The organism is Pseudooceanicola algae (assembly GCF_003590145.2).
In the GTDB taxonomy this organism is placed as follows: Bacteria; Pseudomonadota; Alphaproteobacteria; order Rhodobacterales; family Rhodobacteraceae; genus Pseudooceanicola; species Pseudooceanicola algae.
Genome location: NZ_CP060436.1, coordinates 3,484,525 through 3,508,249 on the forward strand (window position 1 = coordinate 3,484,525; position 23,725 = coordinate 3,508,249).

The 23,725-nt window shown below is 61.5% G+C and carries 21 protein-coding genes and 3 pseudogenes; 8 read left to right on the forward strand and 16 right to left on the reverse strand.

Features of this window, described 5'->3' with window-relative positions; translation table 11 throughout:
- Genes PSAL_RS16310 through PSAL_RS16325 form a run of 4 tightly spaced genes read right to left on the reverse strand, consistent with a single transcriptional unit; the run spans window position 1 to window position 5,154 of the window.
- Entirely contained in the window at window positions 1-2,016 is a 2,016-nt protein-coding gene (locus PSAL_RS16310; protein WP_196222734.1) for an ABC transporter permease, read from the reverse strand.
- Between the two features lies 1 nt (window position 2,017).
- Window positions 2,018-3,097, reverse strand: coding sequence for a quaternary amine ABC transporter ATP-binding protein (locus PSAL_RS16315; RefSeq protein ID WP_119838391.1), 1,080 nt, complete (start codon window positions 3,095-3,097; stop codon window positions 2,018-2,020).
- A gap of 42 nt (window positions 3,098-3,139) precedes the next feature.
- Window positions 3,140-4,081, reverse strand: a complete 942-nt coding sequence (locus tag PSAL_RS16320) for an ABC transporter substrate-binding protein (protein ID WP_119838390.1) — start codon at window positions 4,079-4,081, stop codon at window positions 3,140-3,142.
- Window positions 4,082-4,140: 59 nt separating this feature from the next.
- Complete coding sequence (locus PSAL_RS16325) at window positions 4,141-5,154, reverse strand: alcohol dehydrogenase catalytic domain-containing protein (protein ID WP_119838389.1); 1,014 nt, start codon at window positions 5,152-5,154, stop codon at window positions 4,141-4,143.
- Between the two features lie 406 nt (window positions 5,155-5,560).
- Here PSAL_RS16325 and PSAL_RS16330 point away from each other — a divergent pair.
- Window positions 5,561-5,726, forward strand: a pseudogene (locus tag PSAL_RS16330) (IS5/IS1182 family transposase); the annotation flags it as partial.
- A 310-nt stretch (window positions 5,727-6,036) separates the two neighbouring features.
- Here the strand turns inward: PSAL_RS16330 and PSAL_RS16340 are convergent.
- The 5 genes and pseudogenes from PSAL_RS16340 to PSAL_RS16355 all read right to left on the reverse strand — a co-directional run bounded on the left by PSAL_RS16340 (window position 6,037) and on the right by PSAL_RS16355 (window position 11,171).
- Complete coding sequence (locus tag PSAL_RS16340; RefSeq protein WP_119838388.1) at window positions 6,037-8,160, reverse strand: TonB-dependent siderophore receptor; 2,124 nt, start codon at window positions 8,158-8,160, stop codon at window positions 6,037-6,039.
- A 105-nt stretch (window positions 8,161-8,265) separates the two neighbouring features.
- Window positions 8,266-8,613, reverse strand: coding sequence for a hypothetical protein (locus PSAL_RS16345; protein ID WP_119838387.1), 348 nt, complete (start codon window positions 8,611-8,613; stop codon window positions 8,266-8,268).
- Window positions 8,614-8,968: 355 nt separating this feature from the next.
- A pseudogene (locus tag PSAL_RS19420) lies at window positions 8,969-9,145 on the reverse strand (IS481 family transposase); the annotation flags it as partial.
- A 196-nt stretch (window positions 9,146-9,341) separates the two neighbouring features.
- Window positions 9,342-9,458: pseudogene (locus tag PSAL_RS16350) on the reverse strand (ATP-binding protein); the annotation flags it as partial.
- A gap of 717 nt (window positions 9,459-10,175) precedes the next feature.
- Window positions 10,176-11,171 carry a GNAT family N-acetyltransferase gene (locus tag PSAL_RS16355; RefSeq protein ID WP_119838386.1) on the reverse strand — a complete coding sequence of 332 codons (996 nt, stop codon included), beginning with the start codon at window positions 11,169-11,171 and terminating at the stop codon, window positions 10,176-10,178.
- 117 nt (window positions 11,172-11,288) lie between these two features.
- Between PSAL_RS16355 and PSAL_RS16360 the strand changes: the two genes are divergently transcribed.
- A complete protein-coding gene (locus PSAL_RS16360) occupies window positions 11,289-12,152 on the forward strand; it encodes a LysR family transcriptional regulator (protein ID WP_119838385.1) in 864 nt (287 codons plus the stop codon).
- Between the two features lie 294 nt (window positions 12,153-12,446).
- On the opposite strand, the gene PSAL_RS16365 is transcribed toward PSAL_RS16360, so the two are convergent.
- On the reverse strand, window positions 12,447-13,055 hold the full coding sequence (locus PSAL_RS16365; RefSeq protein ID WP_196222847.1) for a TetR/AcrR family transcriptional regulator: 609 nt from the start codon (window positions 13,053-13,055) through the stop codon (window positions 12,447-12,449).
- Window positions 13,056-13,148: 93 nt separating this feature from the next.
- Here PSAL_RS16365 and PSAL_RS16370 point away from each other — a divergent pair, with 93 nt between their 5' ends.
- Both PSAL_RS16370 and PSAL_RS16375 read left to right on the forward strand, forming a co-directional pair.
- Window positions 13,149-13,433, forward strand: coding sequence for a DUF3817 domain-containing protein (locus PSAL_RS16370; protein WP_119840378.1), 285 nt, complete (start codon window positions 13,149-13,151; stop codon window positions 13,431-13,433).
- On the forward strand, window positions 13,433-13,828 hold the full coding sequence (locus tag PSAL_RS16375) for a CopD family protein (protein WP_119840377.1): 396 nt from the start codon (window positions 13,433-13,435) through the stop codon (window positions 13,826-13,828). Before PSAL_RS16370 ends, PSAL_RS16375 begins: the two co-directional genes overlap by 1 nt.
- A gap of 181 nt (window positions 13,829-14,009) precedes the next feature.
- On the opposite strand, the gene PSAL_RS16380 is transcribed toward PSAL_RS16375, so the two are convergent.
- Entirely contained in the window at window positions 14,010-14,726 is a 717-nt protein-coding gene (locus PSAL_RS16380) for an IclR family transcriptional regulator (RefSeq protein WP_119838557.1), read from the reverse strand.
- A gap of 142 nt (window positions 14,727-14,868) precedes the next feature.
- Between PSAL_RS16380 and PSAL_RS16385 the strand changes: the two genes are divergently transcribed.
- Together PSAL_RS16385 and PSAL_RS16390 are read left to right on the forward strand one after the other, a co-directional pair.
- Window positions 14,869-15,690, forward strand: coding sequence for an antibiotic biosynthesis monooxygenase (locus tag PSAL_RS16385; protein WP_196941869.1), 822 nt, complete (start codon window positions 14,869-14,871; stop codon window positions 15,688-15,690).
- Between the two features lie 21 nt (window positions 15,691-15,711).
- Window positions 15,712-16,053, forward strand: a complete 342-nt coding sequence (locus PSAL_RS16390; RefSeq protein WP_269212608.1) for an EthD domain-containing protein — start codon at window positions 15,712-15,714, stop codon at window positions 16,051-16,053.
- Between the two features lie 256 nt (window positions 16,054-16,309).
- Here PSAL_RS16390 and PSAL_RS16395 read toward each other — a convergent pair whose 3' ends face one another.
- Together PSAL_RS16395 and PSAL_RS16400 are read right to left on the reverse strand one after the other, a co-directional pair.
- Window positions 16,310-16,942, reverse strand: a complete 633-nt coding sequence (locus PSAL_RS16395) for a tyrosine-type recombinase/integrase (protein WP_119840569.1) — start codon at window positions 16,940-16,942, stop codon at window positions 16,310-16,312.
- 151 nt (window positions 16,943-17,093) lie between these two features.
- Window positions 17,094-18,119, reverse strand: a complete 1,026-nt coding sequence (locus tag PSAL_RS16400; RefSeq protein ID WP_196941871.1) for a LysR family transcriptional regulator — start codon at window positions 18,117-18,119, stop codon at window positions 17,094-17,096.
- On the opposite strand from PSAL_RS16400, the gene PSAL_RS16405 reads away from it, so the two are divergent.
- Both PSAL_RS16405 and PSAL_RS16410 read left to right on the forward strand, forming a co-directional pair.
- Complete coding sequence (locus PSAL_RS16405) at window positions 18,118-18,258, forward strand: SDR family NAD(P)-dependent oxidoreductase (protein WP_119840380.1); 141 nt, start codon at window positions 18,118-18,120, stop codon at window positions 18,256-18,258. The genes PSAL_RS16400 and PSAL_RS16405 overlap by 2 nt on opposite strands.
- Window positions 18,259-18,281: 23 nt before the next feature.
- A complete protein-coding gene (locus PSAL_RS16410; RefSeq protein WP_196941872.1) occupies window positions 18,282-19,244 on the forward strand; it encodes an amidohydrolase family protein in 963 nt (320 codons plus the stop codon).
- Window positions 19,245-19,476: 232 nt separating this feature from the next.
- On the opposite strand, the gene PSAL_RS16415 is transcribed toward PSAL_RS16410, so the two are convergent.
- The 3 genes from PSAL_RS16415 to PSAL_RS16425 form a co-directional block, all read right to left on the reverse strand.
- Entirely contained in the window at window positions 19,477-20,910 is a 1,434-nt protein-coding gene (locus PSAL_RS16415) for a DUF6880 family protein (protein ID WP_196941873.1), read from the reverse strand.
- Window positions 20,911-21,274: 364 nt separating this feature from the next.
- Entirely contained in the window at window positions 21,275-22,750 is a 1,476-nt protein-coding gene (locus PSAL_RS16420) for a TniQ family protein (RefSeq protein ID WP_119837615.1), read from the reverse strand.
- Entirely contained in the window at window positions 22,747-23,724 is a 978-nt protein-coding gene (locus tag PSAL_RS16425) for a TniB family NTP-binding protein (protein ID WP_119837614.1), read from the reverse strand. The genes PSAL_RS16420 and PSAL_RS16425 overlap by 4 nt, the downstream gene beginning before the upstream one ends.
- Window position 23,725 lies beyond the last annotated feature (1 nt).

The window sequence follows — 23,725 nt, forward strand, 5'->3', positions numbered from 1 at the left end:
TCAATTGCGCCTCAGCATGCGATCCGCGATCATGGCGAGCAAGGCAATCGACAGACCGGACACAAGGCCAAGACCGGCATTTGCGTTTCCGAGCGCGATATAGACTTGCTGCCCCAGATCACGCGTGCCGACAAGTGCCGCGATGACCAGCATCGAGATCGCATACATGATCGTCTGGTTCACGCCAAGTCGGATGGCGGGGCCGGCCAGCGGGATTTTTACGTCGGTCAGCATCTGCCAGCGGGTGACCCCCATCTGCCGGGCCGCCTCGACGAGGTGGGGTGGCACGCCGCGCAGCCCGTGTTCGACATAGCGGATCGGCGGGACAACCGCGTAGACCATGATCGCGATCAGCGCTGTGAACTCACCCACGCGGAAGAGCATGAGGGCGGGGATCAGAAAGACGAATTGCGGCAGCGTTTGCAACGCGTCGGCAATGGGGCGGACGATCTTCGAAATCATGTCGTTTTCGGCGGCGGCGACGCCTATGGCCCCGCCGATCAATATGCAGAGCATCACCGCGATCCCCGTCAAGTAGAGCGATTGCACGAAGGGTTGCCACATGCCCGACAGCAGGATCAGCGCCAGCGCGCCCAGCACCGTTGCCGCGAGGCCCGCACCGCGCTGCAGGCTGGCGGCCAGCAGAGCGATGATCACAATGCAGGGCCAGGGGAAGCGGGCAAGGCCGGAATATAGGACGAGGCCGGTGAAGAGGACCAGAAGGGCCAGGCCCAACTGGCGGCGGGCAACGATCCCGGCCAGCGCCAGCACCGTGATGCCAATGGCCGGGATAAACCATGGTGGGGCCGTGAAGCCCCAAACCATCGGGCTGGCCGAGGCAATGACACCGATGCGCATCGGAAGGATTATTCCGTAATTGAGGCCGTTGCGCAGGGCCGAGAAGAACGGATCGCTCCAGCCAACGAAGACAAGCAGCCAAGCGTCCAGCGTCTTGGCTGCGGCAAAGCCGAAGCCTCGGGGAAGGATGTCAAGCGAGGGGAAGGCGATGCGCACCAGTGCCCCGGCCGCGACGATGGCGATCATCACCGGCACCAGCCAGCGATCAGGGGCAAGGACAACGCCCCGGGGCGACCCGGTGGCCAGCGCGCCGGTGATCCGGTCAAGCACGATGGCCATGGCCACGATAACGACACCGGACAGTAGGCTGCGGCCCAGTTCGGCCGAGCGCATGGCCGACAGGACCTCCCATCCGATATCGTTGAACCCACCGATGATGGCGACGATGATCACCATGCTCAGAGAGGCCATGGTTGTTTGGTTGACCCCGACCAAAAGCTGGCGCCGCGCGGCGGGTAGCTTGGCCGTCCAGAATAACTGAGCCGGGGTAGCGCCATTCATTCGCCCGGCTTCCAGGATGACGGGCGGTACGCCGTGCAGGCCCACGATCGTGTTCCGCGCCATCGGCGGGATGGCAAAGATCACGCTGGCGATCATGCCCGCCGAGGGGCCGAAGCCGAAGACAATCAGAAGGGGGATCAGGTAGGCGAAGGCCGGGAAGGTTTGCATCAGGTCCAGGATGACCGTCAGTACACCTTCGATCCGCGCCCAGAGGTGGCCCGCCACGCCCAGGGCGAAGCCGATCAGGATTGCCGGGGGCAAGGACAGCAACACGATTGCGAAGGTGTTCATCGCCTGCGGCCAGTACCCGACGGTAACGATGTACAGTTGCATGGCAACGCCAAAGAAGGCCAGCCCGCGTCCAGCGGTCCGCAGGGCCAGCAGAAACAGCACCAGGGTGAAGAACGGCCAAGGCACGAAAAGCAGAACCTGGCGCAGCCACCTCAGCGGCACGGCGATCAGCGTGGCAAGGCCGCGGCCCAGCGGTTGCAAGGTCTCAAAGGCCGGGTCCAGTATGAGATTCAGCCAATCGGCCAGCGGGAGTTGCCATGACTGGGGGAAGGCTGAGACCCAGGGCAGATGCGGTGCGGCCAGGACCAGCAGGAAACAGGCGACAAAGGCGGCACCCCAGAGCGATAGGCGGGCAAGTCTGGTCATTTCAGCGCCCCGTGTCATTGTCCTGGCGGCCATGCTGCCCGAGGATACGCAGAACCCGCGCGGCCGAAAGTTGACCGCCGCCGTACTTGCCCTTGGGCCGCACGGTGAATCCCGTAGCGCCGGTCGCGATATCGTTGAGAAGGGACTCAACAGTCCGGTCGCCGTCCACCTCTCGAGCGCCCGCCTCGGCGTCGTCCGGCATGGCAATGTCCCCAAGGCGCAGGACCGCGGCCGGCGAGACATCGGCGGTAAAATCGGCGACGTAATCGTCGGCGGGCCGAAGGATCAGATCCGCCGGGCTGCCAATCTGTACAACGCGGCCGTCGCGCAGGATGGCGATGCGATCGGCCAGCCGGCAAGCCTCGGCAATGTCGTGGGTAATGAAGACGATCGTCTTGTGCAGGCGCTGCTGAAGGTCGAGGAACTCGTCCTGCATCTGCCGGCGGATCATCGGATCGAGCGCCGAGAAGGGTTCGTCGAGGAACCACAAGTCGGGCTCCACCGCCAGGCTGCGGGCGATGCCCACCCGTTGCTGCTGACCGCCAGAGAGCTGATGCGGAAAGGCATTCTCGCGCCCGTCAAGGCTGACAAGCTCAATCATCTGCCGGGCTCGTGCTTCCCGTTCGGCCCTCGGCAAGCCTTGCAGTTTCAGAGGGTAGGCAACGTTTCCCAAGACGGTCAAATGCGGCATGAGCCCGAAGTTCTGAAAGACCATGCCCATCTTGTGGCGCCGGATCTCGATCAATTCGCGCGGAGAGACGGACAGCAAATCCTTGCCATCCAGCCGGACCTCTCCGAACTCGGCGTCGATCAGCCGCGTCAGGCAGCGGATCAACGTAGATTTGCCTGACCCGGACAGGCCCATGATCACGAAGATCTCGCCCTCTTGTACCTCGAAACTGACATCGACCAGCGCCGGTATTCGACCGGACTCCCGAAGCTGCCGCGCAAACGCCTCACTCCCTTTTGCCAGCCCCGGCGTCTGGACGCGACGGAGGGGAGATCCGTAGACCTTCCAGAGGTTCCGGCAGGAGATTTTGATCGGGCGTGGATTGGCTTGCGCGGCGCTTGATGGGGGCATGGGCTGTCCGTTTGTCGTGGCTGATGCGGCGGAACGGCGTCTTCAGTTGACGGCGGCGTCGATCCAAGGTTGCCAGACATCGGGGTTGGCCTCGACCCAAGCTGCCACGACCTCCTCCAGGGGCTGTCCATCCTCGAGGATTGCGGACATCATCTGTTCCTGCGCCGAAGAGGAAACCTGAAGCAATTTCAGGATCTCGTAGCCGGCCGGCCACTTGTCGGCAAAGCCCGACCAAACCACCTTCTCGACCTGGGGAAGCTGCACGCATTTGTCGGGATCGTCGCTTGCGCAGGGGGGCATGTCGAGCCAACCGAGATCAATTTCGGCCAGCACATGATGCGGCGCCCAGAACATTAGCAGCAGAGGGCTTTCCGTGGCAACCGAGGCGCGCAATTCGGCCAGCATTGCACCTTCGGATCCGCCGGGAATGGCCATCAAAGGCAGATCGTTGTCGGCGATAATCTCGCCACTGCGCGAGCCCCAGTCGGCGGGATAATCCAGCAGGCGGCCATTGGGCAGCGTATCCGTCGTCGCAAGCGCAGCGGCGCAGGCCGGATCCTTGAGCGCGGTCCAGTCTGGCAAGCCGGGACAGATCTCTTCCATGAATTTCGGGTAGGCCCAACCCTCGCGGGTCTCCAGGCCGAGCGATCCTATGTTCTCGATGTCGCCGGCTGCCAGCGCCTGGGGATAGATGTCGCCGACGTTGTTGCTCCAGATCTCGACCGTGGCGCTGAGGGTGCCGTCGGACAAGCCTGAATATTGCGGGAAGCTACCGGCGGTGATGTATTCGACGGTGTAGCCTGCCTTTCCCAGCACCATTCCAGCGATCTGTGTCGAAACCTGCGCGCCGGTCCATTCCAGAACGGCCAGTTTGATCGGGTCCTGCGTGTCGCCCAGCTCGGCCGCCATGGCGGCGCCCGTAGTCAACATGGCGCCGATGGCAAGGGCCGAGGCGGCGGTGTGGGGCGTGCGTTTCTTCATCATTTATTTCCCTGTTCTTGTTCTTGTTCTTGTTCTTGTTTGCGTTATCCGATCGGTCCGTTTCAGAACCGGATCGCGTAACGGGCTGGAGCCCGGCCTTCGGCCAGTTCGCGCAGTGCGCGCCCGGCGTCTTGGATAGGAATTTCGGTGACGGTGGAGGTTAGCGGATCTTTGACCTGTATCTGCATCAGCGCATCCATCTGCTGCATGGTCCCCACCGATGTGCCAGTGATGGTGATGCCCGAGCCGGTCAGCCATTCCTGGTTCAGCGGCACCGGTTCGGACACCATGGCGGCGGCGACGACTCGACCCAGCGGGCGGACCATGTCGAGCATCGGCTGCCAGGTGCCCGTGGTGGGCGCGAAATTGATGCAGACATCGGCGCGTGCGCGGAGGGTCTCGATCTCCGTGGCATCGGCACCATTGACCGCGAGGCTGGCACCATTGGCCTGCGACAACGCCAGTTTCGATGGATCGCGGTCGACGGCGATGACATGGGCGCCGCGGCGCTTGGCGAACTGGATCGCATACTGTCCAAGGCCACCGCAACCGAACACGGCACAGCATTCGCCCGGCTCGAGCTGGGCCCGGTCGAGCGCGCCATACGCCGTCAGCCCCGCACACATCAGTGGCGCCAGCGCCGAGGCCTCGCCGCCCGGCACGCGGGCCGTGAAAGCAGCATTGGTTACGACGTATTCCGCGAAGGTGCCGGGCACATCCAAGCCGTGCGCCCGCTGGGACTGGCAGAAGTTGTGCAGCCCCGCGCGGCATTCGATACATGTGCCGCAGGTGTCATGCAGCCAAGCAGCGCCGGCGCGATCCCCGATTGCCCAGCCTTCCACACCCTCGCCTATAGCCGCGACGGTGCCTACCCCCTCATGGCCCAAGATGAAGGGGTCGGGCGTGTTGCCGGTGTGATAGCTACCTTCCCAGATGTGGACATCGGAATGGCAGACACCGGAAGCTTCGAGCTGGATCAGAAGTTGGCCGGGTCCCGGTTCGGGTCGGGGTATCCGCTTCACGACAAGCGGGGATCCATAGTTCACGAGGACGGCTGCCAACATCGTTTCGGTCAAGGACAAGTCTCCGTCGAATTGGGGGCCGTGAATTCGGCCAAGATTGGCTGTTGCACGCCATCTAGAGTTTCACACAGAAATTTGTTAGAGTGAACAATATTTTGTATAAACGGTAAATTTCGAGTAACTGCAAAAGCTTAGTTGAATGTCCGGCTGGTCGTTTCTTCAGATCTAGTTGCCAATTCTGCGTGCCGTTCCATAACTCGTCCCGGCCCAAAACGGCCGTCGCGAATCAGTTTAATAAGAGCCCGGAACAGGTCGTTTGGTGTTCTGGAGATCCGCACCGGCGAGGCGCGTCCAGCGCGGGATCTGCGCCTTGAGGTTCGGGGCTGCTCAGGAGGGCGTTGTTGCAGAACTTTGACTGCAGACGTTTCACAACAGGAATCTAGGCGGTTAGACGGGGCGTATGAGCAAGCCTCCTTCCACCCGCTACCGCACTAAGAATTGGTCCAGCTACAACGCTGCGCATGCGCGGCTCGATGTTGATCTGGGTCGACCGAGACATGGCTTGGCTGGCGCCGCATGAAGGCCGCCGTGCCGTCGTCCGGGCTTTCGATCGTGCGGTACTTCAGGACGAATGCCGTCACGCCAAGATCGGCAAGGCGGCGCGCGACCGCCATGCTTTGCTCATAGGCCAGTCCGACGAAACCGCCGCCGGGCGCGATGATCACCGCGGTGCCGTTCGCCGCCTCTTTCGTTGGCCGGATGACCTCCAGCGTCGGCGCGCTGATATTGAAGACGAATATCTGGCCCTCTACGAGGTCCTGGCTTTCGGGGCGGGGCAGAGGCACGACCGTGCCTGCCGGATAAAGCGATATGACTGTGTCGGCCATTGCCGCCATCGGCACTGGGAGAGCGCAAAGCGCAAGAATGCGGATCACCTTAGAACCTCCTGCTGATGTTGAAGAGGATCTGCCGCTCGGCCCCGGGAACCACGCGACCACCCATGTAGCCATACATCGGCAGGTCGTACTCCGTATCCAAGAGGTTCTTTACCGCCAGCGCATAGGTCGTGCCACCCTGCGTATAGCTGGCCGAGGCGTTCACCGTTGCATAGCCACCTGTCTCATAGGTGTTTGCCTGATCGAGCGGGGTGGACGAGACCGCGTGAAGTCCGGCACCTGCGCGCCAGCCTTCACCGCTGGTCGTCCGCGTATCGTAGTCCGCCCAGATGCCGCCGGAATGGCGCGGTACGCCGGGAAGCTTTGACCCGGCAGGTGCGCCCAGCGGGATGTCTGCCGTCAGTTCGGCGTCGGTATAGGCATAGTTCGCCGTGACTTTCCATGCGCCGCCTGGTTGCCAAACCGCATCCAGCTCGACGCCTTGCGAGCGCTGTTGGCCTTCGGTGATACTCGTCAGGTATGTCGGGTCGGTCGGATCGGTGACGGGCACATTTTCGCGCTCGATCCGGAAGGCGGCGATACTGCCGGATACCGCGCCTCCATCGTATTTCAGACCGATCTCGGTCTGGCGGGAAAACTCCGGCTTCGGCATCGACGAGTAGAAATAGAAGGCATTGGCTTTCATTCCCTCGCTGTAGCTGGCAAAGGCCGACCATTGATCCGTAAGGTCATAGACCGCGCCGATCCGGGGCAGGAGCCTTGTTGCTTCGAGCGTGTCGCGTCGGCTGTAGCCCGCGGAATCGTAGACCGTCTCCAGATGTGCCAATCGCAGCCCGCCAAGGAGGTGCAGCCGTCCGACGGAAGATTGCATCTGCACAAAGGCCCCGGAGGTCGTGTAGGTGCCGTTGCCTTCGCCCATGGCCAGCGTCGAGGGCATGCTCCACGCGGGCCATGCGCCCGGGTTCGCCAGATCGTTGCTCCCGGCGTAGTCCATGTACATCAGCGAATAATCTTCGATCAGCGAATAATCCGCGCCGAAGAGAAGCACGTGGTCCCAACCCCCAGTGCTGAAATGCCCCTCGAAGGAAGTGTTGAAGCTGTATTCGGTCTGCTCGCCCGGCACGTAGGAATTATAGAGGTTCCAGTCGGTCGGTCCTGCATCAGGCGCGTTGGACAGGATAATCTGGGTGATCTGTTCGACCTCGTTCTTGCCGTAGCGGAACTGGGTGCGATTGGACCACTGATCGTTGAAGTCATGCTCCAGCGTAAAGGTCAGCTTGCGCGTTTCCGTGTGGCTGTCGGGAATGTCGGGATCGCCGATGTAGAGATCGCGGTCGATGTCGAAACCCCCTGCCACCGTGCCGACTGCGGGCAGGCCCTGATATTCCTGCTGCTCCCAGCGGGACAAATACCCTTCGACCGTCAGGCGGGTATCTGTCCCGTATCCGAAGGTCAGGGACGGGCTGAGCGAGTAGCGATCCGTTTCGATCACATTCTGGTCCGCCTCGGAACGGCCATAGCTGCCGTTCATGCGGAACAATACGGTGTCCGACAACTGCCGATTGATGTCAAAGGAAGGCTCGACGTAGCGGTTCGTCCCGAATGTCAGGCCAAGCTCGGTGAAGTTTTCTGGCTTGGGTTTTTTGGTCACGATGTTGACCACCCCGCCGAGCGGAGTGCCCACGCCACCGCCGTAGAGGATGGCATTCGGCCCCTTCAGCACTTCAATCCGTTCGACGCCTGCCATAGCGTTGGCGTCGCCCGTGTTGATATAGCTTGTGATGCCGTCCCGGTAGAACTCGGCCGGGAAACCTCGCAACAGGGTGGATTCAAAGGCGGGTGTCTGAAGCGGGATCGTGCCTTGGGCCCCGCTGACGTTGCCAAGCGCCTCGGACATGGTGGTGACGGCCTGATCCTCCAGCAGCTCGGGCGACAGGACCTGAACGGATTGTGGGGTCTGCTGAAGGGGGGTTGCGGTGCGCGTTGCGCTTGAAATCGCATCGGCACGGTAGCCGTCGATGACTGCGCCGTTCTCCAGACCCTGAATGATGATCGGATCGAGAGCGATGGTCCCGAGGTCCGTGACCTCTTGGGCATGGGCAGAGGTAGCACATAGGGATGTGCTGGCGAGCAGGAGCCCGGCCAGCTTCAGGGGGTGTTTCATGGAGTTTCCGAAATGAAAATGCCACGTCAGCGGACGTCGTCAGACCACCGGCATGCTGTAGGAAGGTAAACCCGGACGTGACTTATCGCGTCCGGTATTGCCACTTCAGCTCATTTCAGGAGGGGCACGAGGCGCATGACAGTGGTTTCGTGCCTGTGCTTCGCGATAGAGAGGCGCGCTCTCCTTCCAGCCGGTGCTCGGAATGAAAACGCGCCAGATGCCGACTGGAGCCGGTAAGGGCGTATCCGGGGTCAGATGGCAGAACGGGCAGTGATGCTCGTGTCCGAGATGGTCACCGCAGATGTCGTCAAGGGACAGACCAAGCGCTGCGACTTCGGCACGCATGATCGTGGTTTCATCAGGCGCCATCATCCGTGCGGAAGCGATGCTACCGACTGCCAGAAGCAGTACGGCGAACAATGTGGTTACGATATGGCGTGCGCGGTATTCCATTATTGCGTGTTACAAGCCCGACGCACATTTCGCCATCATCTTCAGGCGCTGAAGGCCCGGAATGCGACGAATAACCTCGCCTTCCATTCCAAGGGCTCGTGACTAAGGAGTAGTGCAAAGTAAGCAGCTTCTCCCAGCCATCTCGGTCAGGGGATTCCGCCAAATGACTCAAAGGAAAGCGCATCAATGGCGCAGGCGGACTTGGGTGTTGGGGCGCCGACTATCGCCCCCACCTCAGAACTTTGCCATCTCGGAACGTCAACGTCCGCCAGAAACGCCAGAACCTCTGCTTTGAAGGCTTCCGGGTCTTCCCAGTTTAATGAATGTCCAGCCGAAGGAAGTATCGCAGGGCGGGGGGCAGGTCAGGCCCAGTCTCCAGATCCTCCACCGTCGCATGCTTGCGCCACTTCGCGACGGACTTGGGATTGATGCTCAGTTCCTTGCTCAACTGCGCTAGCGAAGCTTGCGATCGCTGTATTGTAGCTTTGACGGCGCACGTGGTCGCGGCGCTCACGTGACGAACTTGTCCCATAGTGCTTCCTTCCAAGACATAGGAAAGATCTCACCATCAAACCGTGGGATCAATCACCTAGGGCGATAGCATCATAAACTGACTGATTGCGGCGGCGATACCGAGCATACGAGGCGAATGGCCTGTTGGATGTCACTCAGAACTGACCCAGCATTGTCACCGAGAACTGACCCGCCCGTTTGTTATGTCTTCTGGTTCATGACGTGGTCAATGGCGCTGTATCCTTCCGTTTCTTTTTCGCTGTCTCGGAGCTGGCTTTGAAGCGGTAGCTGTCGTTTCCGGTCTCGAGGATGTGGCAGCGGTGGGTGAGGCGCGTTGCATGTTCAAGTCCAGTGCATGAGGGAGCCATCCCGGCCGCATCGGAGAGGCAGCAGGGCGGGCTATATGGGGTACAGGATGAACGCGCGTGTTCCGCGGTGCCTTTAGGCAAAGGTGGGCGGGATGGAAAAAAGAAAGTCTTGCGAAAACAATAGGCTCCGAGAGTTTTCGACGCGCTGTTTCCGCAGTCCTGGCTCGCCATGACATGACATCGGACCAGGTTCTCGCATCGGAGTTCGGCATGAAATTTCTTCGATACGCAACCAAGTGGGGAGTCGGAGGGATGTTTGCCTCCCGTTATGGTGGCGCGATGGGGCGAGTGTTTTCCGCATAGGATGTACGACTGGCGTCTTTGGGGAATCACGCACAGGGGATTGCACGCCCTTGCCTGGCGAAAGGATACCGCGAGGCTGGTCGCCATAGTTCCCCGGCTGTCACGCCTTCTGTTCAAAACGACGCCATCCGACCAACGCGTCACGCTTTTCCTCGACCTCTTGCGACAAGGTAACTTGGGCTTGAGCGGCGCTTAGCATGCAATGTCTATGCTGGTCTCGACGGGGACTTACGGTCGCTCGGCGTGCATCCTGGGCGCCTCGCTCCCATAATCACATACGGCCCGGACCGGACCTTCACACGCTGCGCAGCTAAGGTCGGCTTCGAGTCCACTTTGACCGAATGCCGCACAACACCCCAAAGGCTGCTTTGCGGATTGCTATCGCTTGATAGACCAGACCATTGCGGTCTCGTAACCAGCAGATTCCAGCAACTCGATCTTGGAAGCCCAACCCGCCGGACAGACGACAAACGCGGCTCCTATCCCACGGTTCACGAATGCCGCCTCAGCCGCTCGCAATAGCGCGCTCGCACCCTCACCACCGTGGTTGAGAGCCACCGGGTTGGCCAGTTCAGAGTGGTAGAAATCGTCAATCACTCCCGTCCCCGTGATGTTGTGGGCAGGGGGAAAGTGCAGCCGTGAGGCGGGCTGTGCGATGATGTAGCCCTGCAAATCCTCGGACTCGCCCTGAACCATCATGTCCCGATCGCGAAGCGTTAGGCTCCGCGTCATCCACACCGAAAATCGGGGATCAGCGTCAGGATGGATTTCCCAAAACGGGTCGATGTCAAAAAGAACCTGCCGGTTCTCGGCGCTGCACTCAACGATACCCGGAATATCGTCTTCCGTCGCTTGTCGAACACCGACTGGCATTCCCTGATCGCCAAGATCACTGCGCGACAGATAAAGTGTCAGAGGCTCATAGCCGCTCGCCTCAAACGCGGTTCGCCAAGCTTCGCCCGCCACGTAGGATGCCAGTTTGATCCGCGCACCAGCTTCGTGAAGTGCGTCCTCGGCTGCGACCAATAGGTCGTCAACAGTGCCGCTCGCCGCATTGGCAGCAACGAAGGAGTCTGGCAAGATCAGTCCCGGCTCGCCGAACGGGCCTGCATAGATTGGAGGGACCGGCAGCATCATAGCATGAATGACACCCGTGATCTGACCCCCATCGTCCGCGACATGCCAAAACTGTCGAAAGGGTTGTTGCTCGGCCGTCAGCGCAAATGTCAGCGCCTTCTCGATCTGCGTGGGCGCGTCATCTGCCATCTTCCAGAGGATGGCATCCTCTGCATGACGTTCCTGCGCATCTAGCATAAGAAGATCGACCAGGCGCGGAATGTCGTCAGGTGTCGCTGGTCGGTTTATCTGGGTCATTGCTCGGTCTCGTTTAGCTAGTGCTGCTTGCCCGTTTGTATCGGCCGCCTGCACTGAATTGACAAAGCAAGATAATTACAGCATCGTTTAGAAAAACTATCGCCTCAAAGGTATCGAATGAAGAACGTGAACCTCAATGCGCTTCGAGTGTTCTCCGTCGTCGCATTGCACGGGAACCTGCAACGCGCGGCTGAGGAGCTGAACCTGTCGCGTGGTGCGGTCTCTCAACGGATCAAGCAGCTCGAAATCGAGCTGGGGGTGGTTCTTCTCGTGCGTGGCGCACGCGGCGTCTCGCTGACCCCGGAGGGTGAGCGCTGTCATGCAGCGATGGAAGAAGCGCTCGCTATACTGGGCACTGCATTGGTGAGCATCGGCGAGGACAGTGATCGCATCACACTTCACCTTGGGTCGTCCACCGCAACGAAATGGCTGATGCCCCGGATGGACGTTTTCTCGGCCAAATTTCCGAACGTATCCCTGACCACACAGGTCCACGAGCAGATTCTGGCGCGCAGTCTCGGCCGGAACGAAATCGCGATTTGGCCGGGCAAAGCCCGCGACATGAATCCAGCTCACCGATCGCACCGCTTGGCTGATATCCGCCTGGTTGCAGTATGCAGTCCTGATTTTCTGCGACCGGATTGGCCAATGGGGCTGGAGACGTTGCTGACGCTGCCGCTACTTCAGGATGCGCATCGGCGGTGGGAAAAGCTGATCCAGGAAACCGGGTACGGTGACACACACAAACTGCTCAACTTTGACCGATCTGCCTTGGCTCTCGATGCTGCTATCGGTGGTCACGGCATTGCCATCGCGCCGACTTACATGGTGGAGAACGATCTTCTGTCAAAGAAACTGGTGGAGATTTGGATCGATCCCGGCCCCTCTGATGATGGGCTCTATATCTCGTGGGCAAAGGACCATTTGGGCCAGACGCGCATCAAACGGATCGTTGATTGGATTGTGTCTGAATTCGATTGAAGCAGACCTTCGGTTCTGGAAGGCGAATGGAAGCAAGGTCCCGCGAAGCGGTCCTTGCTGGAAAACGCAGCGAACGGCCGCTCTCCGCCCTTCCATGTCGATCAGTCGCCTAGTTCGGGCGAGAACGTGGCGGCGCCGCCGCGTGATGTCCTGGAGCCGGTCGTGTGAGCAGCACTAGGGGCGGTTTGCAGACCTTCGCTGCAAGTGCGCGATTATTGGTTCTCATAGTGCAAAGCCGACATTCCCCCCTGCCTGCGCGGTAGCTCTTGCCGCGACATGCGCCAAACGCGCCCTTTAATGCCGACCCGGAAACCCCTGCGCCAATGCTGCCGCAAACCCATGGAAGAGTGCCTCAATTTCCGTGTCTGGACGCCCCGCAACAATCGCGCCGAAGAAATTCACCGAGAAAGACACATGCATGACCCCAGCGAATAACAAGTCGATATCCATATCTGGTGAAACTTTGCCGTTATCCTGTAACCGTCTGACACGGAATCGAAAATTTTCATCCGCGAGACCATCGGAATGCACACGCCCCTTTTCTCGAAACTCGGCATCGATAGCGGCGCGACTGACGATCAGCCGCACGATGTCCTCGTCCTTCAGATCGTCGCGTAGCTTTTCGTGCAGGTAACTGTATATCTCGTCTTCCAAGGTATCCTGCGGCGGATAGGACAACCTCCCCTCTCGGCGGCCCGCTACGAACTGATCTGTCAACGCAGTCAGCAAACCCACTTTGCCGCCGAAATACCGGCTGATCAGCGATAGGTTCGCTTGGGCCGCTTCCGCAATCTCGCGCAATCCAGCTGCATCGTATCCGCGTCGGGCAAACACGGCGCGGGCCGCGTTGAGAATGCGGGTCTCGGTCGCGGCGCGGTCTTTTACGATGCTGGCTTTTTTCATTGATATCATCTCCGTGTGAACAACTGTTTACACACGTCAAGTCTCGCCGTAAAGTAAACATACGTTTACACAGAGAGATTCGGAGGATCCTTCATGATTGGCCTTATGCGTGCCGCTATTTTCGAGGCTCTGACGCTCCTCGCCCTGTTTTGCGTGGCGATGCCACTGAAATACTTTGCAGGTGTGTCGCAACTCGTTGCTGTCATGGGGCCGCTCCACGGATTGGCCTTCATGATTTTCCTCTGGTTCGTGATCCGATCCTGGGCGGAAGGTCTGATCGGCTGGACAGGGGCCGCGCGTCTTTTTGTCGGTGCGATGATTCCGTTCGGCGGCTTTGTGAATGAGCGCTGGTTGCGCCGAAAAATGGAACAAAAGTAATGCTCTACGACCTCACTAAAGCCGCACATCTGATTGCACTTTTCGTTTGGCTCGGCGGGATGGCCGCCGTCGCTCTTGCCCTGCGATATCCAGCCTTGATCCATATGAAACCGTTGCGGGCCTATGACAGGGCGGTGTCGTCTCCTGCGATGATCCTCGCCTTGCTTCTCGGCATATCGCTTGGGGTTCAGGGCGGCTGGTTTACATCAGCATGGTTGGGGATGAAGATTGTGCTCGTGCTCGGCCTCTCGGGATTGCACGGTGCTCTGGTCGGAAAACTGCGCCGCGCGGTTCAGGACAACGGGGGTGACGCAAAACCCACGGGTGGCCTGTTCCTGTTTGTCGGGCTGGCCCTATTGTCGCTGATCGTCCTTCTTGTGACGATCAAACCATGATTGCGTCGCGTTGCCAGGTTGGGCCTAAGCCCTCTTTTTCGGAAGAGAAAAAGAGCAGACATTCAAATGAGGAAACGCAACGACAGCAAAGTCCTGCATAGCAGCCATCATCATGCAAAACTGAACCAAACAACGTTCACAGTCGCAGCAAACGGCAGGTTTGAGCCCTTTGCGACATGTATCAGCCCCGACACGGAGCGGACGCGTCTGATGCAAGTTCGCGCATGATTTGCGCCATCTCGTCCAGCCGCGTGGCAGTCAGGCGGCTGCTCGGTCCGGCGAGACCGAAGCCCGCGCGGACTTCGCCATCGTCGTGCCAAGGAACGGCAACGCAATTGAGGCCGGGGCACCAGTTCTCTCGGTCAAGGGCGTGGCCTTGTGCGGCTATGGCGTCAATCTCGGCCGCGATCCCCGGGCCGATGCGGGGCGCGTGGACCTCGAACATCCGGCGGCGCAGGGCCGGAAGAAATGCTAGAAAGAGAAGACCGATGGCCGAGCCTGCCATCGGCTGGCGCTCCCCGCGCTGGCTAGAGGCGCGCAGCGTGCGCGGGCTCTCGATCGCGTCAAGAAAGTAAACCTCGTCACCGGAAGGGACGGCGAGGAATACTGTTTCACTGGTTCGGGTCGCCATCTCTTCCAGAGCGGGGCGCAACCGGCGGCGCAGGGCATCGTCATCGCCCACCACCCGGGCAAGGTTCAGGATGCGATCCCCGAGATGATAGCGCATGTCGCCGGGGCGGCGTCGGATGTAGCCTGCATTTTGGAGGGTTCTGAGGATGTTATGTGCAGTCGTCGTCTTCAGGCCCACCCCTTCGGCGATCTCTCCGAGAGAGGCAGCACCGCCTGCATGGGCGATCGTATCGAGCATCTCGAGGGCACGGGTGACGGACTGGATCATCGAGCAAAGTTCCACATCGCTGAAGTTTTGTATAAATATAGATGAAATATTCACTTGTTCCAGATTCCAAGGGAACGGCGCGCGTCGGGGACGGGTTGGCCCAGTGACTGCCGCAGCGCAGCATCCCAAGACGGAGACGACCATGACACGCACGATGATCGCAAGGGCCACGCCCAAGGTCGGCCAGACCGAAAGGCTGGCAGCACTGGTGGAGACGCTGGCCCGGCAGGTGCGCCGCGAGGCGGGCAACATCCGCTTCGAGGCCTTCAGCGAAGGTGGCGGTGCAGTGCTGATGCTCGAGGAATATCGCGACGACGCGGCCTTTGAAGCGCATCTGGCCCAGCCCCACACCAAGGAGTTCAATGCTGCCCTCGCGGAGGTTGCCACCGGAGGCGCATCGTCCGTGACCGACCTCGCCAGCTTTGCCAGCGCACAGGTCTCGGCCCCGGGCATTCGGGCCGTGGACCATGCGGGCCTTACGGTGCCAGACATCGAGGCCTCGACCCGTTTCCTGTCCGACGCTTTCGGGGCGGTAACGCTTTACGACGTGCTGCCGGAGGACGGGCCCGACATGGAAGGCGAGGGTCCGCAGGAAGAACTTGGCCTCTCCCCGGACACGCGGATCATCCACATGCGCCTCGTGCGGATCGGGAATGGGCCGTGCCTCGAACTCTTCCGCATGGAAGGCGGGGCACAGTCCGATCCTGCGCGTCTTCAGGATCTGGGGCTCACGCATCTTGGCCTCTACGTCGACGACATCGCTGCGGCGTGCGCCGCTTTCACGGCCGCTGGCGGCACACTCCTGAAGGGCCCGCATCCGCTGGCCAACAACGAAGACAAAGACGGCAATGCAGGCATTTACGGCCGAGCCCCTTGGGGCACGCTGTTCGAGCTGCTGACTTATCCCGGCGGCATCGACCTGCCCACGGACTCCCCGGCTCCCCGCTGGACCCCACAACCCTGAAGGACCAAGACCATGATAAAGATGACAATGTTGCTCAAGCGCAATCCGGATATCGATCACGCGGCCTTCGTGCGGCACCATCGCGAAACGCACGGGCCGCTGTTCCGTTCGATCCCGGAGGCGAAGACCCATGTGCTTCGCTATATCCAGACCCACCCGACCGAAGGTGAATTTCCTGTCCCGCAGGCCGACTTCGATGGCACCGCCGAAATCTGGTTCGACAGCCCCGAGGGGATGAAAACCGTGCTCGGGTCAGAAACCTATGAGCAGAAGGTTTTCCCCGACGAGAAAACCTTCCTCGACCATGAGAACACGCTCATCCTCGTGGGTGAGCAAACCGAGATCATCGAGGAGAAGGCATAGTCGGAGAAGTGGCGGCACGTCGTGGTGAGTGGGGTTGGAAAAGCGCCCGCTCCGTCCGCCTTTCTCACGCGTGTCTGCTCAGGGGCAGCGTAATCTGAGCAGTCGAGCGAACGGCGGCAAAGTCCGCACTGCCGACCTTCGCCCTTCAAAAAATGCTGCACGATGCACGAATGGCCGGTCTCGGGAAGCCGCAATGTGGCACCAACGCTAGGCATGAAGGTCGGCTCTGGGCCGTCAGTGAAGACGGCCCAAGCGTTTAGATTTCGATAGCTTCGGCGATAGCCAGCGCATCTTCAAGTTCAACGCCAAGATACCTGACAGTGCTGTCCATCTTGGTATGGCCCAACAACAGTTGGACTGCCCGCAGGTTGCCCGTCTTCTTGTAGATTTGGGTCACCTTCGTTCGGCGCATCGAGTGCGTGCCATAGGCGCTGGCTTCCAGACCAATGGATGTCACCCAGACACGGACAATCCGCGCGTACTGACGGGTCGAGATGTGAAGGCGTTCGTGAAAGCGCCCGGGCCAGAGGTATTCGGACCCAATCATGAGCGGCTCCCGCATCCACCGTGCCAGCGATGCGCGGGTGCCTTCTGAGATTTCGAAGCGGACGGGCTTCCGGGTCTTGCTTTGCAGAACCGACGCGCGTTCCTTGATTTGACCGGACGCCATGACATCGACCACCTTCATCTTCACCAGATCGCAGCCGCGCAGCTTGCTGTCGATTGCAAGGTTGAAAAGGGCCAGATCGCGGTGGTTCTCGGCCAACTCCAGCCGGACCCGAATTGCCCAGACGTGTTTGGGCTTGAGCGGCCGTTTCTGACCGACTATCCGGCCTTTGTTCCAGGCCGGACGCAGTGCGCGAATGGCGGGTAAGTTTGGTGTTTCCATGATGGATCCTCCGATCCACCACGCCCTCCCACATCGACAACCCGACGTTGACAAGACATTGTAGCACATGGTGCTGCGTCGCATCCGAGGTCAGCTCCGAGCCCAAAGCGGCTCCGGCCTTTCGACTGGAAACGCGCTTCCGACTCAGAGGTCAGTCGCTACCAGCCTGGATCCGAAGGATCGTGGCGATGACCACTTTGCGGAACCATCTCTGTTCCGGGTCGGTCTCGAATCTTGGATGCCACATCGCCGACACGGCAATCCCGGGAACCGGAACCGGCAAGGGAAGCCCCACGAGATTGCGCCTGAGAACCGAGCGTGGAACCTGCGCGACAAGGTCAGAGCGGCTCGCAACCTCCATCGCATCCGGAAAGCCCGGAACGATGCCAACCACCTGGCGCGTCAGGCCGAGCTCTGCCAAGGCGGCATCGACCGGCCCGACAGCCAGACCTCGACGGGAGGAAACCACATGAAGGGCGGCCGCGAAGCGTGCAGGCGTGACAGGCGACGCAAGCAGAGGGTGCCCGGGGCGCACGGCTGCGATGAAGTCATCCTCGAAAAGCTTTCGGGTCCGAACTTCCGGCGCGAAATCGCCTAGAACACCGATTTCAAGATCTGCCACGCCGTCGCGCAGGGCGGTCGCATCTTTGGTAGGTTTCGGGGCGAGGTGCAATCGTGCCAGCGGCGCATCCGACTGCATCGCCGCGATCAGGGGGGCGGCGAAGCGGTAGATAAATCCCTCGTTCGCGCGCAGCTGAAAGGTCCGATCAAGCGTCGCCGGATCGAAAGTGTCGTCATCCCTCGCCAGAACGGATTCGATATCGGCCAATATGCCTGGTACCCGGCGGGCCAGTGACATTGCGCGCGGCGTCGGGACCAGACGTGCGCCGGCCCTCACGAACAACGGATCCCCCGTGATCGAGCGAAGCCTGCTGAGGCAGCGGCTCATGGCAGAAACGCTCAGTCCCAACCGCGCGGCTGCCTCCGTCACGCTTTGTGTGGCAAGAAGCGCATCAAGCGCGCGAAAGAGGTTTAGGTCCGGTCTGGTCATCGCCAATTGATGGATACTCAGTGCGTCCAACGCAATAACTTCTTGATGGCAGCGCGTATGGCGCAAGCAGAAGGCGCCCCCTAGGTGAAATGCACCTGCAACAAACCAGAAATGGAACGCCTTCATGCAACGTATTCTGATCATTGGAGCCACGCGCGGGATCGGTCATGCCCTGGCCCAAGAGTTTGTCACCCGTGGTTGGCACGTCACGGGAACGGCCCGACAGGAAGCCGGCACGCCGCTGCACGCCCTGGTGACGCCATGAGGATCATTGCCACCGAAGAACACATGATGACGGCCGAGGTTGCGCAGGCTTGGCAGGCGCTCGGCCTCGAGGTGAGCGACCCAGGCGTTGCTTACCACGGAGTCGGAGACATCGGTCCGCGATTGCTAGGCTTGTCCGAACGCCGTATCGCCGACATGGACGCGGCCGGGATCGACGTTCAGGTCCTGTCGCTGACAACCCCGGCCCTGCATGACCTTGGGCCGGACAGCGTCGACATGGCGCGCCGGGTCAATGACGCCATGGCCGCGGCGATCATGCGCTATCCGGACAGGTTCGAGGCCATGGCCACCTTGCCGATGGCCTGTCCGGAGGCCGCGATCCAAGAGTTGGAGAGATGCATCGTCGAGCTAGGATTCTCGGGGGCCATGCTCTGCGGGCGCGCGGGCGCGCGCAACCTTGACCACCCGGATTTCGCACCAGTCTTCGATCTTGCCGGTCGGCGCCGCATACCCATGCTGCTGCATCCCCGCGTGGCCCCGGACGGGGTACGCAACGCCTGGTTCCACGGCCTCGGGGATCGCGTGGAGATGGCGCTTTCGGGTTTTGCGATAGGCTGGCATCTGGATGCTGGGGTCCAGTTCCTGCGGCTGTTGCTGTCGGGGCTCTTTGATCGAAACCCCGACCTGCCTATCATCCTCGGGCATTGGGGCGAGCTTGTCCTGTATTACGTCGACCGCTTGCAGATCCTTGATCGCGTTTCCGGTCTTCAGCAGCCGCTGGAGGCCTACCTGCGTCGCAATCTTTATTTAGGCGCGAGCGGTATGCTGTCCCACGAGCACATGCGCCGCGCCCTTGGGATCGTGGGCCCGGAACGTCTGCTATTCTCCACAGATTATCCCTACCAAGCCGTGAGCCGGGAGGTCATTTGCACTTTCCTAGATGGTTCCGGACTGCCCGATGAACAACGCGGCCGCTTCGCAGCTGGAAACTGGGATTTGCTTACGTCGCAAATCATTCGGAGCTGAGAAACACCTCGACCATTTTCCCTGTCGGTATCTACGAACGGCAGCTTCGTCCGCACTGCTGACCTTCATGTGCCTGAAATGCTGCGCGATGCACAAACGGCTGGTTTGGTGAAACTGCACTGCGGCGGCGGGTGTGGCGATCAAGGTCGGCTTCGGGCCGTACGTGCTCTTTAGCTTGCAGGACAGGTCTTCCCTGGAAGGGCCCGCCGCCATGCCTCCCTCACGCCCATCCCTACACCAGCCCGGCGCGTTCCAGGAACGCCGCTTTGCGGGCGTGGGCGCGTCTGAGCGCTTCAAGGTAGTCCGCGTGGGACAGGTGGCTGCCATAATCGAGGATCTCGACATCAGCAGCGCCGCAGGCCGCCAGGTGCCGTGCAGCGTGGCCGTAGCGGCCCGAGCGCGCCCGGACGAGGGCGAAGTCGACCATGGCCCGCCATAGCAGGACCGCGGAAAGGGGATGGGACGGCGCGAGCGTTTCGGCCAGCGGGGTGAGGACCTCGTAGGCGTCGCCGTCAATCTCGGCAATGCGGGTCTCGATCAGCTCGACGGCCAGCGGCAGGTCCGGGGCCTGCAGGCAATAGAACAGGGCCATCTCGATCGGCTGGAAGGCCAGGACGACCTGTCGCGCAGCGTCTTCGGCCTCGATATCCTCGAAGTCGGGCAGTAGCCGAAGGTGGCGGCGCAGGGCGGTGGGGCAGAGGCAGCGCTCGAAGCGCTGCCAAAGGGCGGCACGCAGGTCCTCGCGGCGCCCCAGCGCGGCGAGGCAGGCGAAATGCGCCTCGTCCAGGTCAGGGGTGTCATCGTCGTCATTGGCACCCCCCGGCAGGGCGGCTTCGGTCAGGGCCAGGGCGTCTTTGGGGCGCCCGGCCGCCAGAAGACGTTGCGCGGCTGAGGGGGCAATGGTGTGATAGGTCAGCTGCTCGGCGGTGTACTGCGCCAGCCAGCTGTCCACATCGCCCTCGGCGTCGGCCACGTCCTGCAGGATCATCTCGGCGGTGCGGTTGCGGCCCGCCAGGGCGCGGGCTTCGCGGGCCTCGCGGTCCGAGATGAAGGCGTACCGCGCCAGGTCGTCTTCGGCCAGGGGCGCCGCGCGTGCCGCTTCGGCGAGGGACTTGAGCCGGGCAAGGCCTGCGGTGCCGAGCGCCTCGGCCAGCGCCGGTACGGCCTGGTCGAACGCGCCGTAGCCGTCGTCCGCGATGGCTTCGAAGATCGCCTCGGCCAGTGGTTCGGGCGGGGTGGAAAGTCTTGGCGCGAGGCGCGAAACCGCCTCCATGGCGCTGTCCATGACCTCGCCCACGGTCCCCCAGCTGTCATCTGTACGTTCATGGATCGCCGGGGCAAGGTGAAGCTGCGCCCAGAGCAGGTCGAAGGCGGCATCCGGGGCGTCGGGCGCGATGCGGGTCTCGATGAGCTGCGTCAGCTCGGCCAGCTCCTGCGCCAGCTTGGTCTGCGCCTTGCGGGAGATGTAGCTGCGCGCCCGCCGGATCGAGGCGTAGCGTTTGCGCACGTCCGCGGCGATCGCCTCCGGCCCATCGTTGGCGGACAGCACCATGCGCACCCGACGCTGGCGCGCCGCATCGCCCTTCACCGCCTCGAGCAGCAGATCGGCCAGGGTCTCGGCGCCAAGGTCGACGAGGTTCTTCTTGTTCAGGGGCTTGCCTGCCATCTGCGTCGTCCTTGTGGGGCGGTCTTGCAGCGGATCCTGGGCCACGGAGCGAGCTCGCCAGGCCAACACCACATATGGTATGGGCGCCCACTGGGCGCCCTACATATAGATAACGTCTTGGCGTCGCGGGATCCTTGCCCCGATTTCGCGACAACTTTGCCCCGATTTACAAACCTCTGAAAATCGGAGCAAAGTTGTCGCGAGACAGCCTGAAAAATCGTTCAGAAACAATAGGTTGATTTCCTCCATGTCCGCCTCGGAGCAAAGATCCCGCGAGAATTGGGGTAAGATCCCGCGAAGGCGGAGATATCGCAACAAAAAAGCCCGCCGAGGCGGGCTTGGACAAGACGGTATCCGGAAGCGATCAGTTGGCAGCTTTTGCCGCAAGCAACTCCCCGACATTGACGGTGATCGACCCGATCCCAGTTTTTCGCGGATGACGGAAAGCAGGGATGTTCCCGGCGAGACACGCCGCAAACAGGACCTCGAACCGTCCGGCGCCGCGCTGGCTGGCATAGGAAAGCGGGTGCAGATCACCGGGCGTAGATGCGGCCATTTCCGGCAGTCGGGCGATCTGGCCCAGAAGATCGTCGAGATGGGCACGGGCAAAAACGACCTTGCGAACGGAGCCGCGCTTCTTTCTCGGGATCAGGGGCTGAACGGTCCCGTTGCGGTACAGCACCTCCAACTGAGACCTGGTCCCGCCCAGATACACGGGGAGATCACGCAGGGGGATTGCGGTCCCGAAGGCCTCCACCAGCGGCAAGGTCGTGACCGCATCGAACACCATGGTTCCGCTCTCGGTTTCGGTGGCATCGGACGGGAGTTCACCGAGGCTTTTCAGGAGGCGGGCCAGGCGTCTCCGTTCGATGCCAACGGTGTCAGAGAGGCTCTGGAGAGTATGCCAGTGCCGTTCCTTGATCTCGACGCCGAGGACCTTGGTGCCGGGCTCTACCGCCGAATGCTTCACGATATGATCGCGCAGGATGTCCCGGATCGGACCGGGCTCGATGGCGTTGCCGCGCCGATCGAGCCAGTCGAACAGCTTGCCGTAATAGGCGAGGGGGCCGGCCTGGACCGCCGAGGCCTGAGATGACTGACGGATCGTGTCCAGCGCCTCTTCGATCGCGGTGCGCCCCTCCTTGTAGATGGAAAAACCGATGTCGGTGGCCTCCTCGGTCTTGGCCGGGGAAAGCTTCGTCAGGGGCACATCGTGGCCGTGTTGCAAGATGCCACCGATCATTTCGGAGGCCGCCAGAACCTGTTCCAGCGTCTGGCCGGCCATCCAGGGCGTTTCCTGGGCGGTGCGTCCCTGCAGGCGGTTATCGAGCCAGGGGAGGTATTCGGGGGAGGCGGGGTCGGCCCTTGCCGGCGTGGCCGGAGTCACATCGTTCAGGGCGACCCTGAGGTTCGTCGCCGTTCCGCGGGATGCCGGTGCCAGCCAGAGTCCATGCCTGTCGCAGCGCTGCACGTGGCGAAAGCCCCACACGAGGCGGAAACGCCAATCGGTGTAGTCCCCATCCTCCTCCAGGCAGGCCGGGCAATACCGTTTCGCTTGCGGAGAGAGGAAGGACTTCGAGCAATCCTCGCCGCGAAACTCACCACCCCACCGAGAGACCCGGATGGCCGCCCGCCCCACGTCCTCCAGGGCATGGCCGGTCGCTTCCGCCAGGGCCGCCACGGCGTCGGGGCGCCCGGATACGAAGTGCTCACGGTGGATGCCGTAGTCCTTCAGCAACCGTTCCATGCCGCGACCGGTATGGAGCATCGAGAGACGGTCGGCGTAGGAAAGGAGGGTTTCCTCGGGATCCAGGGCAAGTGTTGGCCACAGCGCCCTCATTGGCCCCACCCGAGGGCCTCAAGCTCCTGCTGGACCGCGCCCCATTCGGCAGCGTGGAAAGGCGTCATGTCGAAACCGCTGCTGCTCTTGCGATAGATCGCCTCGGCCCGCTCAAACGACAGCACGCCGCGTTTCCGGGCGACCGCATCGTGGAGGATCGCCTTGCCCAGTTCGATGCTCCGGCCGACCTGTCCGTGCTTGGCGAACAGGATGCGTTCGGGAAGAAACGCCTCATCGGGTACTTCGATGCCGAGCATTGCGGCAGACTTTCCGAAGTTCGTCTCGAAAAGTTTCGCTTCCCTGGTGCCGGGGCGAATGTCGCTGAGATGGAACTCTTGGAAGCGGCGGAACGTCTCGCCAGACGGTTCGGAAAGGATCTCACCACGCAGGCTGGGAACACCGGCGATGATAAGGGCCACGCCGCCCGCCGACTGCATGATGTGCTTCAACGACTGGATCGCCCCCATGACGTCACGCCCTGAACCCTTCCGAAAGATGTGGTGGCATTCGTCGATCACGATCATGCGGATCCCGGCCAGGCCAAGACGATGCATGACCATTTCCCAGGCATCGGCCGAGCGCGCCCTTGGGTCGAGCTTGTGATACCCCGTTTTCGCCAGGATCAGTTCGGCAATTTTCTTGATCGTCGCCTCGGGCGGAACGGTGATGTAGAGGGTGTTCCCTTCCTGATCATCGGTCCTCTCGGTGAAAGTCGAGCTTGCCCGCAGCGTGCGCTTCAGGAGGGCTGTCTTGCCATCCCCGGAGCGCCCGAGAACCATGAGCCCTTTGCTCTCACCCGTCAGAGGATCGATGCGCGGCTGCACGGTCATTTCCCCTTCGTCATCGATCTCGAAGAGATCATGCAGATGGTCTTCCAGAACCTCCTCCATGCCGAAGCGCCAGTAGCGGTCCTTCAGCCAGGCGGTTTTCTCGGTGAGGGTGATCGGGGTCTTGTCGGGCGGGCTGGACGTCATC

Bases quoted from the DNA above. Each gene is read 5' to 3' on its own strand.
- PSAL_RS16310 (WP_196222734.1), bottom strand. From the start codon at position 2,016: ATGACCAGACTTGCCCGCCTATCGCTCTGGGGTGCCGCCTTTGTCGCC.
- PSAL_RS16315 (WP_119838391.1), bottom strand. From the start codon at position 3,097: ATGCCCCCATCAAGCGCCGCGCAAGCCAATCCACGCCCGATCAAAATC.
- PSAL_RS16320 (WP_119838390.1), bottom strand. From the start codon at position 4,081: ATGATGAAGAAACGCACGCCCCACACCGCCGCCTCGGCCCTTGCCATC.
- PSAL_RS16340 (WP_119838388.1), bottom strand. From the start codon at position 8,160: ATGAAACACCCCCTGAAGCTGGCCGGGCTCCTGCTCGCCAGCACATCC.
- PSAL_RS16345 (WP_119838387.1), bottom strand. From the start codon at position 8,613: ATGGAATACCGCGCACGCCATATCGTAACCACATTGTTCGCCGTACTG.
- PSAL_RS16355 (WP_119838386.1), bottom strand. From the start codon at position 11,171: ATGACCCAGATAAACCGACCAGCGACACCTGACGACATTCCGCGCCTG.
- PSAL_RS16360 (WP_119838385.1), top strand. From the start codon at position 11,289: ATGAAGAACGTGAACCTCAATGCGCTTCGAGTGTTCTCCGTCGTCGCA.
- PSAL_RS16365 (WP_196222847.1), bottom strand. From the start codon at position 13,055: ATGAAAAAAGCCAGCATCGTAAAAGACCGCGCCGCGACCGAGACCCGC.
- PSAL_RS16370 (WP_119840378.1), top strand. From the start codon at position 13,149: ATGATTGGCCTTATGCGTGCCGCTATTTTCGAGGCTCTGACGCTCCTC.
- PSAL_RS16375 (WP_119840377.1), top strand. From the start codon at position 13,433: ATGCTCTACGACCTCACTAAAGCCGCACATCTGATTGCACTTTTCGTT.
- PSAL_RS16380 (WP_119838557.1), bottom strand. From the start codon at position 14,726: ATGATCCAGTCCGTCACCCGTGCCCTCGAGATGCTCGATACGATCGCC.
- PSAL_RS16385 (WP_196941869.1), top strand. From the start codon at position 14,869: ATGACACGCACGATGATCGCAAGGGCCACGCCCAAGGTCGGCCAGACC.
- PSAL_RS16390 (WP_269212608.1), top strand. From the start codon at position 15,712: ATGACAATGTTGCTCAAGCGCAATCCGGATATCGATCACGCGGCCTTC.
- PSAL_RS16395 (WP_119840569.1), bottom strand. From the start codon at position 16,942: ATGGAAACACCAAACTTACCCGCCATTCGCGCACTGCGTCCGGCCTGG.
- PSAL_RS16405 (WP_119840380.1), top strand. From the start codon at position 18,118: ATGCAACGTATTCTGATCATTGGAGCCACGCGCGGGATCGGTCATGCC.
- PSAL_RS16400 (WP_196941871.1), bottom strand. From the start codon at position 18,119: ATGAAGGCGTTCCATTTCTGGTTTGTTGCAGGTGCATTTCACCTAGGG.
- PSAL_RS16410 (WP_196941872.1), top strand. From the start codon at position 18,282: ATGATGACGGCCGAGGTTGCGCAGGCTTGGCAGGCGCTCGGCCTCGAG.
- PSAL_RS16415 (WP_196941873.1), bottom strand. From the start codon at position 20,910: ATGGCAGGCAAGCCCCTGAACAAGAAGAACCTCGTCGACCTTGGCGCC.
- PSAL_RS16420 (WP_119837615.1), bottom strand. From the start codon at position 22,750: ATGAGGGCGCTGTGGCCAACACTTGCCCTGGATCCCGAGGAAACCCTC.
- PSAL_RS16425 (WP_119837614.1), bottom strand. From the start codon at position 23,724: ATGACGTCCAGCCCGCCCGACAAGACCCCGATCACCCTCACCGAGAAA.